Origin of the sequence: Paenibacillus sp. JQZ6Y-1 (assembly GCF_040719145.1) — a bacterium.
Classification (GTDB): Bacteria; Bacillota; Bacilli; order Paenibacillales; family Paenibacillaceae; genus Saccharibacillus; species Saccharibacillus kandeliae.
On sequence record NZ_JBFDUZ010000001.1, the window covers coordinates 60,631 to 77,469 of the forward strand.

The following is a 16,839-nucleotide window of genomic DNA, read 5'->3' on the forward strand; positions in this document are numbered from 1 at the left end:
ATCCAACAAATAGCAATAAAAAAACTAGCAAGAAACCAAGCACCACCCTGTCCCTACCTACCACCGTCCCATCCGAAAAGCCCTGCTAGCTCGCCAATAACGAGCAGCAGGGCTTTTCCCTATGCTCTATTACACGATCCCATACCCACATACCCCACATCTCTCCATACCACCCCATCCATCCCCCTAGTCCCAACTCTCCACCTCCATACTATTTCGCATCTTTATCTAATTTTACAGATCTGTTCATAAAGAGTTCAAAATGCCTATTTATAATCAGAATTGTTAACGGGATGTAAATTCTATGTAAAATGCAATCCCGACTGGACAAGCGGCGACTGCTCATTTCCAAGCAGTTGAAACGGGAAAGGAGAACAACAGGTGTATTATCCCCGAACGGATTTGCAATATCGTCATGAGCTGAAGCATTACGTCAATTATCATCAGTATTTTATGATTCGCCAGCGGCTCAAAGGCATCCTCAAGCAAGATACCAATGCCAATGAAGCCGGAGAATATTTGATTCGCAGCCTTTACTTTGATGATGTAAATAACACAGCACTGCACGAAAAGCAGGGCGGTGTGCGCGACCGTGTCAAATACCGAATTCGCATTTACAACGGTAGCGACCGCATCATCCATTTTGAGAAGAAAATCAAAATGAATGAATACATCGCCAAAGTAAAAGAGTCCATTACCCGCGAAATGTACGACGAGATGCTGAAAGGCAACTACGACGTATTCAATATTCCAGAAAAACCGTTGTTGTATGAAATTTATCATGCGGCGAACAATGTGCTGCTTCGTCCCAAAGTCATCGTCGATTATGTGCGTGAGGCGTACACATCGCCACTGGGCAATGTGCGCATCACCTTTGACAAGTATCTGAAAACTGGGCTGAACAATGTGGATATTTTCGATCCGCAGCTCGCCATGGTGGATGCCATCGACAACAAGCATTTTGTGCTGGAAGTGAAGTACGACGAGTATTTGCCGGATTATATCAAAACGGCATTGCAGCTTGAAGGACTGATCCGGCAATCGAATTCCAAATACGTCATCTGCCGCAAGCTCGGCAAAGAAAACAACTGGGAGGACCAATAAACATGGCAACAACCACAACCGTCGCAGCAGCGGCAGCCAACAACACCGATTCCACCACTGCAACGAACTTTTCCGATATCGTCAAAAACTCGGTGCTGGAGAGCTTCTCCACCGACATTAGTATTACACATATCCTGCTCACGATGGGCATTTCCTTTTTGATCGGGCTGTTCATCTATTTCTTATACAAACGCGTCTTCAGCGGCGTGCTATATTCCAAAAGCTTTAACATTTCTCTTGTCGGTATGGTACTTGTTACGTCGATGGTTATCATCGCGATTAACTCTAACCTCGTGCTCTCGCTCGGTATGGTCGGTGCGCTGAGTATCGTTCGTTTCCGTACGCCGATCAAAGACCCAACGGACCTCATTTTCCTGTTCTGGGCAGCGGCGGCTGGTATCGTAACTGGTGCAGGCTTCTACACGCTGTCGATCATCGGCTCTATTATCGTCGGTATCGTCATGTTCTTATTTATCAAAGGCTCTTCGTTTGAAACGCCGTACCTACTCGTTGTGAATGCACAGGGCGACGAAGCGGAGAAATCCGTGAATAGCAAGCTGGATTCGCTGGTCAAACGCCATAATGTCAGACAAAAAACCATCACTGCCGACAATATTGAGATGACCATCGAGGTTCGCCTGAAAAATAACGAGCCTACATTTGTCAACGAAATTAGCCGTATCAGCGGTGTGAAAAATGCTGTCCTGATCAGCTATAACGGCGACTACGTCTCTTAATCTCCATTTCAATAGTTAGACATAACAGAATCAGCGAAAGGTCATTCGTCGGCACCCTGCTTGACCATGCCTTAGCTTATCTATGAACGGAATGAATGTTGTGAAGATTCCCTGTAGCTATCGTCAATGGATGCAGGGAATCTCGTTTTATACAACGGACATATAGGCGCAATCTGTATCAGTAGTATCAGTAATCTCAATGTGAACAATATAACGGGGATTGCGTGCATTGCCTGCCAAGATAAGGCATCGCCGCAGCGTCCGTTTTCTATGTAGTATCTATCTTGAAACTGGCGGTGATCTAGTGAAGTGGGCATTAAAATTAACGCTTGCACTTAGCCTATGCGTAGCTGCCGTACCGTGGTCATCTTGGCAGCAAGCGAATGCAGCAACGGAAAGTGAACAAGCGGAGCAATCCTCCAACGTATTTGTGGAGGACAAAGTAGTTGATGTGAAGATTACGATCGATTCTGATGATTTTCAGGATATTCTAGACAATGCAGCCGATGAGAAGTATTATGGCGCAACGGTAGATTATAACGGCAAAGTACTTAAAAATGTCGGGATTCGCGCCAAAGGCAATCTGTCTCTGCGTAGCGTGGTGCAGATGGACGATTCCGACCGATACAGCTTCAAGCTGAGCTTTGACCAGTACATTTCTGGGCAAAATCTATATGGTTTGGACAAAATTAATCTGAACAATGGCTATAGCGATGCCAGCTACATGCGCGAGTTTCTCGCCTATGAGCTGTCCGAAATGCTTGGCTTGCCGACACCAAAGCATTCCTTTGTTCGCGTCTATGTGAATGGCGAATACAAAGGGCTGTATCTGGCAGTTGAGCAGGTAGACGAGTCGTTTATCGACAGTCATTATACGGATACAACGGGTACATTGTACAAGGGCGTAATGACTGGCAGTGGTAGCGATCTGCAATGGATCGACGATGATGCTGACTCCTATACAGGCTTGGAAGTGAAAACCGACAAGCAGGATAAGGATGCACTCATCAACATGCTGGATAAGCTCAACAATGATGCGACTGCACCGTATACCGATTATTTGGATGTGGACAGTATTTTGGAATATCTGACCTTGAATGTGGTTACTAACAATACCGATAGCTACATCGGTCAGAACAAGCAGAACTATTATTTGTATGAGCATGGCGGCATCTTCAGCATGATTCCGTGGGATTATAATATGGCATTCGGCGGTCTTGGTGGCGGCATGGGCGGCGGTGGAGGTTTCCCAGGCGGAGATGCAGATGACCGTACAGATAACGGTGCCGACAAAACCAATACCAACGCAGCGAATGGCGATAATGCCAATACAGCGAATGACGACAATGCCGCTGAAGATCAAAATGGCGGTGGTGGTTCCAGCTCGCTCATGATCGACGAGCCAACCAGTGGTGCATTGGCAGAACGTCCGCTGATTGCCAAACTGCTTGCTGTGGATGAGTACAAAGCAAAATATCATGAGATGATCCAGACATCCATCGATCAATTCCTGAACAATGATGCCTTCACAGCTAAGGTAAAACAGATTCAGAATCTGATCGCAGCCGATGTCAAAGCCGATCCAACTTCGTTCTATACCTACGATGAATTTGAATCTGGCGTACAATCCTTGATTGATTACAACAAGACCAATGTGGAAAATCTGCAAGGTCAACTTGACGGCACCATTGCATCTTCTGGTGACGGCTCTGGCAGCGGAGGCGGCATGGGTGGCTTCGGCGGACAAGGTGGCGGTCCAGGTGGACAAGGCGGTGACCGTCCAAATGGTGGAGGCGGTATGCAACCTCCTGATGGTATGGGTGGAGGACCTGGTGGAGGCGGACAAGGTGGCTTTCCGGGTGGCGACATGGGCGGCTTCGGAGGTGGCGATCAACCAACCGTAAACAGCAGCTCGCAGGCGATGTACACAGCGATCAGTATCGGCGTACTCGTACTAGCAATGGGCTTCGTCCTACTCTTCCGACGCAAACGCATTTAATAAGAGAAAGCGGGATTAACGGTTAATGGGCTGTTCCACACATATCGATTCATTCTAAGCGCATCGATCTACATCTATACTCTTATGAAAAGAAGGCGGCATTCGTGCTTGCCTTCTTTTTGATGGAGGTAGCGGTTGTGTGCCTTGAAGGTGTATGCCTACATCGTACGAGAGAAGATGTCTAGGAGGCTGCAATCGTACAACTATGCAGAAAAGTAGCACAACAATACGGAAATAGAACCAAATAGCACTGATTTTTAACCAAACACCACGGTTTTGTGAATAACAGCCTGTCCAGCATCCAGCTATGATGATTTATGTAAGCGCTTCATAATTTGAGAAAAGAAAGGATGATCTTGCGCATGTCCATCTTACAGCTACGCAAAACCCCTCTTTTCCTGATTGGTCTGTTTACACTGATTGGCTTTTTGTTTGGAGGTACAGCGGGTACGACACAGGCATCTTCTGCCCAACTCAACGGTACATCGGCAGTTGTCGGTACACAGCAGGATAGCAATGTCGCGACGAACGACACGGCAGCTGCCGTCACCACTGTCTATTTAGCAGGCGATTCGACCGTACAAACGTATCGCTCGTCGCAGCAACCACAAGCAGGCTGGGGTCAGATGATTGGCAATTATTTCGATGATGGAGTGGTATTCAGCAATCATGCAATCGGCGGACGTAGCTCCCGTTCCTTTATCGAGCAGGGTCGTCTCGATACAATTCTGAATCAGATTCAACCCGGCGATTATTTGATGATCCAGTTTGGACATAATGATGCAGACACCAAGCCAGAGCGCTACACGCCGGTTAACGATTATCGCAACTATCTCAAACAATACATTGACGGTGCTCGTAGCAAAGGTGCCAATCCCATTCTTGTCACCCCCGTGTCCCGTCGCGATTATGATGCCAATGGACAATTCAAAACAAGTTTTCCCACGTATGTACAAGCGATGAAAGAAGTCGCAGTGGAAACAAATACACCGCTGCTTGATCTGAGCGCTCGCAGTGTCGCGCTGTACAATCAGATCGGTATAGAAGGAACGAAGTCCATTTTTCTGTATGCTGCTGCTGGTATCTATCCATATTTTCCAAATGGAGTCGCAGATAATACCCATTTCCAAGAGCTAGGTGCTGTACGTATTGCTGGTCTGGTAGCAGACGGCATTCGTGATCTCCAACTGCCGTTGTCTACGCATGTGCTTCCGCAATAATACCTTGCCTCTTTGTGCAAAATGTATTGTACAATGGGAACTCATTCGCTAATATAAAATCAGGATCAGGGATACTATGTAAACTTCATTGGTTGCGCGTAAGACGGTCTATCGGTGCATCATAACTGTATGTAACGACGGAACGATCTTTCTAGGCAGCAATAGGGAGCATACATAGGATACCCGGAATACGTATTTTACTTGCGAAAGAGGGACTGGATTGAACCGGATATCATATCGCCCTGCGCGACGCTCTATGCTGCTGCTTGTTGTTCTTGTATTGGCTGCCGGATTGTGGATTGCTGTGGAAGCGTCAGCGGATAAGCGAACGCTGCATGCACAGCCTGTTGTTTATATTGCTGGCGATTCAACCGTGCAGACGTATACATCGGATCAACAGCCGCAGGCAGGCTGGGGACAGATGATCGGACATTATTTTGATGATGGTGTCGTGTTTAACAATCATGCTATTAGCGGACGCAGCACGCGTACCTTTATCGAGCAGGGGCGGCTGGACGAGATTATGAATGAGATTCGTCCGGGGGATTATTTGCTCATCCAGTTTGGACATAATGATGCCAATACAGCCAAGCCGGATCGGTATACACCAGTAGATGAGTATGGTCGATTGCTGCATGTCTATGTAGAACAGGCGCTACAGCATGGTGCTACACCAATTCTGATTACGCCAATGGGTACGCGCGATTATGATACACAGGCGGGAGGGTTTACGATCAGCTTCCCACAATATGTGGAGAAAATGAAGCAGGTTGCCGCTGATACCGGAACACCGCTGGTTGATCTGAGTACAAGCAGTGTCGCCTATTACAATAAGATAGGCGAAGCAGGCACGAAGAAGCTGTTTTTGTACGCCGAACCGAGGCAATATCCGGCTTTCCCGAATGGAGCGCAGGACAATATACATTTTCAACAGGAAGGTGCAGAGCAGATGGCACGGCTAGTATCTGAAGGGATACAGCAGTTGAATATTCCGCTCGCCAACCATGTGCAACGATCTCAGAAGTAGATTGTTGGGTGGAATGAATACACGAATACACAACCTTTTCCAATCAAAAAGAACCGTCGATCATCTGGTGGGAAGCACCGGTATCGAAGGTTCTTTTTTGTTCGTTAGCGGTCTCTTTTGCGTATGTATTGAACCTTACATACTTATCCATTCCGCTTCTAATATTCATTTTGTATATTCTATATCTCCAAGTGAGTATCATACGCACAAAGCCGTTTTTAGCAGAATTATATCCAAGTTTCTCCAATTCCAAACTTATCGTTACGGATTCCAATAAAACATAAAAATTAAAGGGTTTTGTACCGATATAGTTACTTATGATTCCTAATATAAAGGATAACGGATCTATGCACGTATCGACATGGTAATCCTCCATGTGGTGTGAGCTGCGATTTTCTGTATCGGGGGAAAAGGAAGTCATTAATCGTTTAGGATCTGGGAGGATGTAGGGTGAAATTGTTTAAAATCAACAACTGGAGTCTGACTGTCAAAATGCTGATTCCTGTCTTTGTCGTCGTACTAGCGCTGATTGTATTTTCCATATTGTCATTGCGCAATCTGGAGACAATGGGCAAGCAGTTGACTAGCTCGCTGTATGATAAAGCATACAAAGTCAGCTATCTTGTACTGAATGCAGACCGTGATTATTATCAGGCGATGGTAGCAGAGACATTGCTCGCCAATTTGCAAAATGAGCAGCAAATCAAGCTGCAAACGGATAATTACAATGATAATGTGAAGCAAGCATATGACCGGATTCAGCAGGCGCGCGCGATCATGGAGCAGGATCATGATACGTTTGCCGCATACAAAGATGCTGATAACGGCAAAAATGTATTTGAATTGTTCGATGGGTTTAATGAGAATTTCAATTCATGGAAACAGGAATTTGATGTGGATCAGCGTCGATTCGTCAATTCTTCCAATTCGGATGTGAAATTTGCTGCGGCGCGTGACAATCTGGAGCGTCTGGAAGCATTAATTGACACGTATAGCCAAGATTCCATCAACAAAGCGGATGAACTTACGACTCATATGACACTGCTGACTTACATTCAGCTTGGCGTTATGCTAATCATCTCGCTGCTGATTATCTACTTCCTGATGCGTAATGTCAGAAAGAGAACCAAAGATACGCTGGAGCTGATCGAGCGCACCAAGCATTTCGATCTGACGTATGCGAATCATTTAACGCCATATTTGTCTCAAAAAGATGAATTTGCTATCATCATCCAAGCATTGGGTGAAGCACGCAAAGAATTCCGCATCATGTTCGGAAAAGTCATTGATGAAAGTGGCAATTTACAAACGATCATTCATACGGTAGAAGAGCGGATGAATCGTTTGGAAGGCAGTATGCACGACATCTCATCCACAACCCAGCAATTGTCCGCAGGGATGGAAGAAACGGCTGCTTCCGCAGAGGAAATGAATGCGACCTCCAATGAGATCGAAACAGCTGTGCATTCTGTAGCCAATAAGGCGCAGGATGGTGCGAGAGCTGCCGAGCAATTGACGACGCGTGCCAATGAGTTGAATCGTCAATTCCGTACGTCGTATGAAAAGAGCTCGGCGACGTATCAAGTGGCTAGCGATAGTCTGGCGCAGGCAGTGGAAGAATCCAAATCCGTGCAGCAGATCAACTCGCTTGTCTCGTCGATTATTGATATTGCATCCCAGACGAATCTGTTGTCGCTCAATGCAAGCATTGAAGCAGCACGTGCTGGCGATGCTGGACGTGGATTTGCCGTCGTTGCTAGCGAGATCAGCAAGCTCGCTGAAGATTCCAAGCTGGCAGCCGATCAGATCAATAGCATTACGGGGACTGTGATTCGCTCCGTTGATAATCTGTCGAAGAACTCTAACCATCTGTTAGAGCTGTTCCATACGGATATTCGCGGCGATTACGAAATGATGCTAAGTTCGGCTGAGCAGTATGCCAGCAGTGCGCAGGAGATTGATGATATCGCTGGTGATCTGAGCGCTACCTCCGAGCAATTGCTGGCATCGGTAGAGAATGTCGTCAAAACCATCCATGAGATCTCTATTGCCGCTAATGAGGGTGCCGAAGGAACCGGTCTCATCGCTGAAAAAGCAGATGATATTGTGCAGCAGGCGACGCATGTGAGTGAGCAAATGCAAGTATCGAAGCAACGTGTAGAAGAACTGTCGAGTTCTGTATCCAAATTCAAACTATAAGAAGCTATCGATTGATTATCTTTCTCAAAAGACTGCCCTCTCATTAGAGAAGGGCAGTCTTTTTTCAATATGTAATTGAGACAATCCTTGCTGGAACAGCGTTTATGGATCAAATGCTAGCGAGAAAGAAAGCAGGTTCTCAATCTTTTCTCAATAAATTTGCAAAAAGCTATTGATAATAATAATCATTGCTGATAGAATATAAAAAGAAAGAAGGAACTCGGCAAAGTCCCTTCTCCCAGTAAAGATATGAGATTTTATACACATTATTTCTTTTCAAACGTTTGGCAATCTGTTTCTTGAACATCAGTTGTTTCTTTTTGAGCGTGACTCACTACAAAGATTGTATCAGCAGTACATTTGTTTTGTTCTGCCCAGTGAGTACAGCTGTTTACTTCACACAGTACGCCTTGTGCCATGATCATACACCTCCGTTTTATAATGGATGTAGCTTTAAGAAGTCCCTTCGGCAAAAGGGGCTATTTTGTGTTGCTGAAGAAAGTTTCATCAGCAACATCAGTATACATCATATATAACCCATTTGGCAAACCATTTCACCACTTTGAGTAAAAGGAATGACAAAAAAATACAGCCCCGTTCCTCCGATATAGGGGGAGCGGGGCTTTTTATTGCTTTTTTTTATGAAAATATAAAAAATCATGTATAAACGATGGATAATCAGCTGCAAAGCTGCTTATTTGCGCAGTAGACTCAGATCGAATTCTGGCACTAAGCCTTCACGAGCAGCACGTCCAAGCAAGGCTTCAATGGCGTTATATCCATCTTCGCCGAGATCACGGGTGAACTCATTTACATATAGATCAATATGCGAATCCGCAACATCTGGGTCCATCTCTTGTGCGTGTTCCATCACATAAGCGCGCGATTGCTGTGGGTGCTCCCATGCGTACTCTACTGACGCACGTGCCCAATCGGCAATTTGCTGGGTATCCAGCGAGCGACGAGCGATAATGGCACCGAGCGGAATCGGCAATCCGGTATCCTCTTCCCACCAGCTGCCCATATCCTGTAACAGCGTCAAGCCGTAGTTCTGATACGTAAATCGAGCCTCGTGGATAACAAGCCCAGCGTCAATTTGACCGTCGCGAACAGCAGGCATAATCTGATCAAATGGCATAACGACCACTTCGCCGATACCGCCGGGTACATTTTGCGCCGCCCACAGACGGAATAACAGGTATGCAGTAGAACGTTCGCTAGGGACAGCGACCTTTTTACCGGACAATGCAGCAGCATCGGTCGCTTGCGGATTGTTAGTCAGCACGAGTGGACCGCAGCCGCGACCTAGTGCGCCGCCGCATGGAATGAGGGCATAATTCTCCAATACCCAAGGTAGGGCAGCATAGGAGATTTTCATGACCTCAGGACCTTCGCCAGCGGCAGCCCAGTTATTCGTAATATCGATATCTGCATACGATACATTCAGTTCCGGTGCGCCCTGCACCAGACCATGCACCCAAGCATGGAAAACAAACGTGTCATTCGGACACGGGGAAAACGCAATATTCATTTATAACACCTCCGCTAAAATACGGCTTGCCTGCGTTAAGGATTGCAGGGCAGCCGGGATGTTCCAGCTGTCGCGATCACGTGGACCGACAGCATTGGAGATGGCGCGCAGCTCCAGTACGGGCAAATGAAATGCCTGTGCCGCGACTGCTACGCCGAAGCCTTCCATACCTTCACAGGCGGCATTGGGTATGCGCTGTAGCAGTGCCGCTGTGCTGGCAGCCGAGCCGGTTGTGGTGGAGACCGTCAGTGCCGGACCCGTATACACCGATAACCCGGAGGATATAAGCGCAGCTTCTAGCCGAGTCGTTAAGGTGGCGTCACTGTTCAGTACCGATTGTCCAAAGCCCAGCTCATCGACAGAGAGAAAGCCTTGTTCTGCCGTCTCCGAGCCGAGGTCGGCGGCGATGATCTGATCTGCTAATACGATGGAGCCGATAGGAGCATGCGGAGCAAAGCCGCCGCCGATCCCCGCACTAATCACTAGATGATACGTCTGAGCGGAAAGTGCTAGCGTTGTCGAAACTGCCGCTGCGGCTGGACCGACGCCAGCTGCTTTCACGGTAATGCGGGAAGCGACTTCCGCAGGAATGCCGCGCCGAATGGCTTCACATTCCGCTTCCACCGCTGCCATGATCAATATATGATGGTTCCTTGGATCATCTGGATGGGAAGTGTTCATGCTTCATTGCCTCCTTGTTCATGCTCGCCTTGCGGCAAGCCCATCCTTTAACGTTACTCCTAAAAAAACACAAAGTAAAGCCTCTACCGCTACAGAATGAATAGTAGCGGTAAGGGCTTGGTTGTATATGGATATGTTGAGAATGTTTGTGTAAGCATGGAAGCGTCAAATGCTCCAAGCGACATATGGATGTGATTACTTGATGTCAACCTATTCAACAAGCAATCATGGGCTGTATAGTTATTCTGCACGCAGCTGCTCAATCACATGCTGCAACCGGTCGGAGGCTTCGTTCAGGGTATGAGCGACAGTCATAGTTTCCTGATTGACGGCATGCTGATGAGTGGCGAGCTTGCGGGCATCCTTACAATTGGTAGTGAATTTGGCTGCAATCTCGGCGATACGCTGAACGGAATGAACCACTTGCGAGGAAGTAGAGGACATGGATTGGCTAGATTGTAAAATATGCTGTACTCCCGCATCCACATCAGTGGCATGACTCCATATGTTTTCGAGAGACTGCTTAGTGGTGCGGGTCGTCTCTATACTGGTATCAAGACGAGTCGTCACCTGATCCATAGAGCTGGCAGACTTTTCAGTGTCAGCAGTCATTTCGGATAGGAAGGATGTAATCTGGGTTGCCGAATCGCTGGATAGATGAGCAAGCTTTTGAATTTCTTGCGCGACAATAGCGAAGCCTTGCCCTGCTTCACCAGCGCGTGCCGATTCGATCGAAGCATTCAAGGCGAGCATCTGCGTTTGGGAGGCGATTTCTTGAATAAAGCTGGTGATGTTAGAGATATTTTGTGAGCGTTCTTCCAGCATACGAATATGTTCACGGGACTGTGCAATTGCTTCGCGCAGTGCGGTCATATCCTGATTCATTTGTTCCAGATTGCGGTTGCTGAGTTCGGCAAAATTGGCGGTTTCGGTGGAACGAGTAGAGACCATGGAGGTGGCTTTAAGAATGCAGTCAATCTGGCTGTTCGTTTGCTTCATTGCAGTGAGCGTTAGTGTGGTCTGATCCGTTTGCAGGGATGCACCGTGACATACACCGTCGATCTGCACATTCATTTGCTCACTATGCTGGGTAGCGACGGTGGAGCTATCTTTTAATTCACCGGAGCTAAGAGCGATACGGTTGGATACATCATCCAGACGCTGAACGATAGAGTCGATGAGGCGGTGACGCTCCTGCTGCTTTTCCAGACGAGTTTTGGTGCGATAGCGCTGGTTGGTTACGATTTGAACGCTGACGGCAATTGAGGTGCAAATGAGGAAAAAGGCGTGTACGGTCAGCATTTCCAGCGAGTAGGTGTCTGTACCGAAGATCAAGCGTGGGAACAAGAAAAATCCGATCAAATGCTGCGTGGCGAAAAGGATCGTTGCAAGAGAGAGCAGCTTGATACTTTCATAAAAGCATAAGATGGCGATCACCATGAAGATAGAAAAATGAAATACTGAGTCGCCTTGCCCACCGGAGATCATGGAGATGCTGCTGAAGACGAGCGAGAGGGTGTTGAGTACAGCAACTTTGAAATCGGAGGGCTTGCGCGCATACATCCAGTAAGCAAGCACGAGTAGTACCGCCGGTACCAGCAGCAGGAAGTTCAACCATTCCGCGCCGCCCTGTACCGGCATACTCCCCGTCATACCGGGCATGTCTGCCATAGAATGCTGCATATCTGCAAAAACTTGAAGCTGTCGGGCGAGAAAATGAACCAGCAGTGAAACGACAAAGACGCTGGCTGAAATATATAGCATAACCTTATTTTTTTGTGTACTCATGTGGCATTCCCCCTGAACATCGATAATCAATACATTGCATATACATTCATCTAGATTCATTTCATTGTATCCCGAGCACCACAATGAACGACGTATGAGCAATGGTGGCTGCGACCTTTATTCCGGCACATGGATCGCAGTCTGCTTTTACCTATATCGGCACGATTGATTGAGATTTATTAGGTTATTCCTTTAAATTTTCATAAAAATACATAATTAGGAATTGAGTTTCTTTATATCGACAAGCATCGACATGATTCTATGCTGAATGGCTCAACAAAGCGCCTTGGCAAGCACAAGGCTGCTAGATTGCTAGGGGGAAGTTCCATCTGTCCGCCTGCACTGTCACCAGCGATACAGTATGCGAGAAAGTGCTAGGAATAAAATGTAAATGATATGTAAAAAGATAAATATGACATGACGCCAGCTAAAATGCTTAATTTTTAAATATACGGGTAATACATGATCAAAAAGCTATTTGTCGTAAGAATGGCATTATGAAGGTGTGCTATCACCATAAGATATGTTTCATCTTGTCTATTCTCGTTAGGATGGATTTCGATTAATCATCCATCTATCTGCAAAGCATCGATCCATCTCTGTAGTCCAACCGTATTCTAACCCTATCTGAGAAAGCTTCCACTGAGGTGAACTTCCAATGAAAATGCAATCCAATGAACCTATCGTTATTCATGTAGACGGACAATCTGTAGTCGCGCAGCCGGGCATGACAATTGTGCAGGCAGTCAATACCGCGCCGGATCTGTACATTCCGCAAATTTGCTACAACGAGCAATTGGGACCGATCAACACATGCGACACCTGTATGGTGGAAGTACAAGGCGAGCTTGTTCGCGCATGTAGCACACAGGTAACACCGGGCATGCGCATTACGACGCAAACCGATCTGGTCAAGGATGCACAGCAGGAGTCCATGTCCCGTATTTTGCGGAATCATGAATTGTATTGTACGGTGTGCGACAACAATAACGGCAACTGTATCGTGCATAATACGACTGAGAAGCTAGGTATTGAACACCAGACGTATCCGTTCCGCAACAAGCCATATGAAGTGGACAATACAAACCCCTTTTACCGATATGACCCGGATCAGTGTATTCTGTGTGGTCGTTGTGTGGAAGCATGTCAGGATTTGCAGGTCAATGAGACGTTATCGATTGATTGGAGTCGTGAGCAGCCGCGCGTTGTCTGGGATGATGATGTACCCGTGGATCAGTCTTCCTGTGTATCGTGCGGACACTGTGTTACGGTTTGCCCATGTAACGCATTGATGGAAACGTCGATGCTGGGTGAAGCGGGCTTTATGACCAATATTGAGAGCAGTCTAATGGAGCCGCTGATCGATCTGACGAAGGCAGTAGAGCCGGGCTATTCTAGTATTTTTCAAATTTCCGAAATGGAAGCAGCCATGCGCCACTCCCGTATCGAAAAGACCAAAACAGTCTGTACCTATTGCGGGGTAGGCTGTAGCTTTGACGTATGGACAAAGGATCGCGAGATTTTGAAAATTGAGCCTTCTGTCGATGCGCCGGTGAATGGCATCTCTACTTGTATCAAGGGCAAATGGGGTTGGGACTTTGTGAATAGTGAGGAACGTCTAACGCAGCCACTGATCCGTCAAGGAGACCGATTCGTAGAAGCGAGCTGGGAAGAAGCACTCTCATTGATCGCAGAGAAGCTGGGCGGCATAAAGGAGCAGCATGGTTCTGACGCACTCGCGTATATCGCGTCCTCCAAATGCTCCAATGAAGAGAATTATATTTTCCAAAAATTCGCCCGTTCTGTGATGGGTACGAACAATGTTGATAACTGCTCACGCTATTGCCAATCCCCAGCAACATCGGGTCTGATGAGAACAGTTGGTATGGGCGGCGACAGCGGTACGATCAAGGATATTCAACAGGCAGAGCTGGTCATGATCGTCGGTGCCAATCCAGCAGAATCGCATCCAGTACTGGCGACACGCGTCAAACGCGCGCACAAGCTGCATGGTCAAAAGCTGATCGTCTCGGACATCCGTAAAAACGAAATGGCAGAACGTGCTGACCTGCATCTGCATCCGAAACCAAGCTCGGATCTCGTTTGGCTGTCGGCAGTGACGAAGTATATTATCGATCAGGGCTGGGAGCATCGTGAGTTTTTGGATCAGCATGTAGAAGGCTTTGACCAGTTCCGCGATTCACTGTCTATGTATACGCTGGACTATGCAGAGGAGCATGCAGGGTTGCCACGCGAAGAGATTATTCGTACTGCTGAGATGATTCATCAAGCAGATTCCGTATGTATTCTGTGGGCGATGGGCGTTACTCAGCATCGCGGCGGAACGGATACATCGACTGCAATCTGTAATCTACTGCTGACCACTGGCAACTTTGCCCGTCCCGGTACAGGTGCATATCCGCTGCGTGGACATAATAATGTACAGGGCGCATGTGATTTCGGTACGATGCCGAACTTCTTCCCCAGTTATGAAAAAGTGTCGGATGATGAGGTTCGTCATCGGTATGAGCAGGCATGGGGCGTGACGCTGCCATCCGAGCCGGGATTGGATAATCACCAGATGGTCGATGGCATCAAGGACGGCAAAATCAAAGGCATGTATCTGTTCGGCGAGGAAATGGCATTTGTCGACTCCAACTCGAACTTTGTGGAAGAGATGTTTGAAAAGCTGGATTTCTTCGTTGTACAGGATATTTTCTTCTCCCATACGGCGCAGTACGCAGATGTTGTGCTGCCAGCTTCGCCAAGCTTGGAAAAAGAAGGAACCTTTACGAACACTGAGCGCCGAATTCAGCGTTTCCATCAAGTGCTAGAGCCGCTGGGCAATTCCCGTCCCGATTGGATCATCATTCAGGACGTAGCGAATGCACTGGGCGCCAACTGGAACTATAGCCATCCGTCCGAGATTATGGCGGAAGCGGCAGGTCTGGCACCGATCTTCGCAGGTGTTAGCTATGAGCGTCTGGAAGGCTGGAACAGTCAGGTATGGCCAGTGAAGCCAGATGGCAGCAGTACAGAGCTGCTGTACACCGACGGCTTTGCCTTCCCGAACGGGAAAGCGCGCTTGTTCCCAGTCGAATGGACGCAGCCATTGGAGACAGAAGCGGAATACGATCTGCATCTAAACAATGGCCGTCTGTTGGAGCATTTCCATGAAGGCAATATGACGTATCAATCGGACAATATCCGGCATAAAGTACCGTCTACTTGGTTGGAGGTATCGCCAGAGCTAGCGGCAGAACGCGGCATCGAAACAGGGGCGAAGGTTCGTCTGTTATCGCCGTATGGACAAGCCAAGCTGTCCGTTGTCGTCACAGATCGAGTGAAGGGCAAAGAGCTATATCTACCGATGAATACGCAAAATGCCAGTGAAGCAGTCAACCGACTGACTAGCAGCCATACCGATAAAATCACGCACACACCAAGCTATAAAGAAATCAGTGTGAAGATGGAAGTGTTAGAGGATCGAGGCGTATCTCCACTGCCATCCGTCAACCATCGGTTTGCTACCCGTCATCCGCAAATAAGTGTACGGGTTGAGGATAAATGGAGCCGTGAGGATTATGAGCCAATAGCCGATACGATTCGGAGGGAGCGTGAGCAGTATGGCCAGAGCCATTAACAAAATCGAACGACATGTACCAACGGAAGCAGAGGTGCAAGCCGAATCGTTAACCCAGATTATCGGTGCAATTGCCGATAATAAGGAAGCGATTCTCAAAACGGTCGACATTGTCAAAGAATTGAACGAAGCTGGTGTGCTAGACATCGCTAGCGCTGCACTTAAAAATCGCACCGAAGTCGGCATTCACGGTGTAAAGCTGATCAATGCGCTCAATATGCCGCCGCTGCTGCGTAATCTGTTCACCCTCACCGAAATGGTTGGTAGTATCGATCCAATCGAGATGAATCGTCTGCTATCGGCACTGGGGAACGGTCTTGAGCATATTAGCGAGATTGATCCGACCAATAAGCAATATGGAGATCATTTTGATAAGGAGCCACCGGGCATGCTCGGTTTGCTCAAAACGATGCGTGATCCTGATGTACGCACCACACTGGCATTTGGTCTGCATTTCCTGAAGGCAATGGGCAGCGAGCTGAACAAGCCGAAACCGGAGGAGGAAGAAGTGATTCCGAATCCAATGGGCAAGGAACATAAGACCAATATGGAAGTGTAGGAAGGGCATAACGGTGCAACCGTGCATAATCTTATACGTGTTATGACCATCGGTATTCGGCTTGTCCGAAACGATTAATGGGCGTGGGATTACATGAAGCTAAAATGATAATGAATTAGAATACGCCACAGAGTATATATGCCAATACAAATAAACTCGCAAATAAAAATGAGAAAGCCGCCGATCTCTTAACGAGACAGGCGGCTTTTTGGTGATCTTGATATATGGGATGGAGCAGCATGATGATTGTATTGCAAAAATTAGTTACTCCGCAGTATGACAGCCACTTAGCAATAGATGTGGTAGTATCTTATGTTTGTTTGTAAGCGACTATTTGCATTTGATGTGGAT

The 16,839-nt window shown here is 47.3% G+C and carries 12 protein-coding genes; 8 read left to right on the forward strand and 4 right to left on the reverse strand.

All coding sequences use genetic code 11. From position 1 onward, the window contains the following. Window positions 1–381 precede the first annotated feature (381 nt). The 6 genes from ABXR35_RS00315 (at window position 382) to ABXR35_RS00340 (ending at window position 8,286) form a co-directional block, all read left to right on the forward strand. Window positions 382–1,104: a polyphosphate polymerase domain-containing protein gene (locus ABXR35_RS00315; protein ID WP_436669306.1), complete on the forward strand. Its 723-nt coding sequence runs from the start codon at window positions 382–384 to the stop codon at window positions 1,102–1,104. A 2-nt stretch (window positions 1,105–1,106) separates the two neighbouring features. After that, on the forward strand, window positions 1,107–1,841 hold the full coding sequence (locus ABXR35_RS00320) for a DUF4956 domain-containing protein (RefSeq protein WP_367053861.1): 735 nt from the start codon (window positions 1,107–1,109) through the stop codon (window positions 1,839–1,841). A 304-nt stretch (window positions 1,842–2,145) separates the two neighbouring features. Continuing rightward, on the forward strand, window positions 2,146–3,840 hold the full coding sequence (locus ABXR35_RS00325; RefSeq protein ID WP_367053864.1) for a CotH kinase family protein: 1,695 nt from the start codon (window positions 2,146–2,148) through the stop codon (window positions 3,838–3,840). A gap of 362 nt (window positions 3,841–4,202) precedes the next feature. Then, window positions 4,203–5,060 carry a rhamnogalacturonan acetylesterase gene (locus tag ABXR35_RS00330; protein ID WP_367053867.1) on the forward strand — a complete coding sequence of 286 codons (858 nt, stop codon included), beginning with the start codon at window positions 4,203–4,205 and terminating at the stop codon, window positions 5,058–5,060. A 220-nt stretch (window positions 5,061–5,280) separates the two neighbouring features. Then, complete coding sequence (locus ABXR35_RS00335; protein ID WP_367053870.1) at window positions 5,281–6,087, forward strand: rhamnogalacturonan acetylesterase; 807 nt, start codon at window positions 5,281–5,283, stop codon at window positions 6,085–6,087. A gap of 450 nt (window positions 6,088–6,537) precedes the next feature. Further along, window positions 6,538–8,286, forward strand: a complete 1,749-nt coding sequence (locus tag ABXR35_RS00340; protein WP_367053872.1) for a methyl-accepting chemotaxis protein — start codon at window positions 6,538–6,540, stop codon at window positions 8,284–8,286. A 266-nt stretch (window positions 8,287–8,552) separates the two neighbouring features. Here the strand turns inward: ABXR35_RS00340 and ABXR35_RS00345 are convergent, their stop codons facing one another. The 4 genes from ABXR35_RS00345 to ABXR35_RS00360 form a co-directional block, all read right to left on the reverse strand. Beyond that, window positions 8,553–8,705: a DUF1540 domain-containing protein gene (locus ABXR35_RS00345; RefSeq protein ID WP_367053875.1), complete on the reverse strand. Its 153-nt coding sequence runs from the start codon at window positions 8,703–8,705 to the stop codon at window positions 8,553–8,555. Between the two features lie 275 nt (window positions 8,706–8,980). Further along, complete coding sequence (locus ABXR35_RS00350) at window positions 8,981–9,817, reverse strand: 1,4-dihydroxy-6-naphtoate synthase (protein WP_367053878.1); 837 nt, start codon at window positions 9,815–9,817, stop codon at window positions 8,981–8,983. Continuing rightward, a complete protein-coding gene (locus ABXR35_RS00355; RefSeq protein WP_367053881.1) occupies window positions 9,818–10,498 on the reverse strand; it encodes a futalosine hydrolase in 681 nt (226 codons plus the stop codon). A 240-nt stretch (window positions 10,499–10,738) separates the two neighbouring features. Then, the gene (locus tag ABXR35_RS00360) at window positions 10,739–12,286 is read right to left on the reverse strand and encodes a methyl-accepting chemotaxis protein (RefSeq protein WP_367053885.1); all 1,548 of its coding nucleotides are present in this window, start codon (window positions 12,284–12,286) and stop codon (window positions 10,739–10,741) included. Between the two features lie 664 nt (window positions 12,287–12,950). Between ABXR35_RS00360 and fdhF the strand changes: the two genes are divergently transcribed. Both fdhF and ABXR35_RS00370 read left to right on the forward strand, forming a co-directional pair. Then, the gene (gene fdhF, locus ABXR35_RS00365) at window positions 12,951–15,929 is read left to right on the forward strand and encodes a formate dehydrogenase subunit alpha (protein ID WP_367061018.1); all 2,979 of its coding nucleotides are present in this window, start codon (window positions 12,951–12,953) and stop codon (window positions 15,927–15,929) included. After that, window positions 15,913–16,488 (forward strand): helical membrane plugin domain-containing protein, encoded by a 576-nt coding sequence (locus tag ABXR35_RS00370; RefSeq protein ID WP_367053887.1) that lies wholly within the window; start codon window positions 15,913–15,915, stop codon window positions 16,486–16,488. Before fdhF ends, ABXR35_RS00370 begins: the two co-directional genes overlap by 17 nt. Window positions 16,489–16,839: the final 351 nt, after the last annotated feature.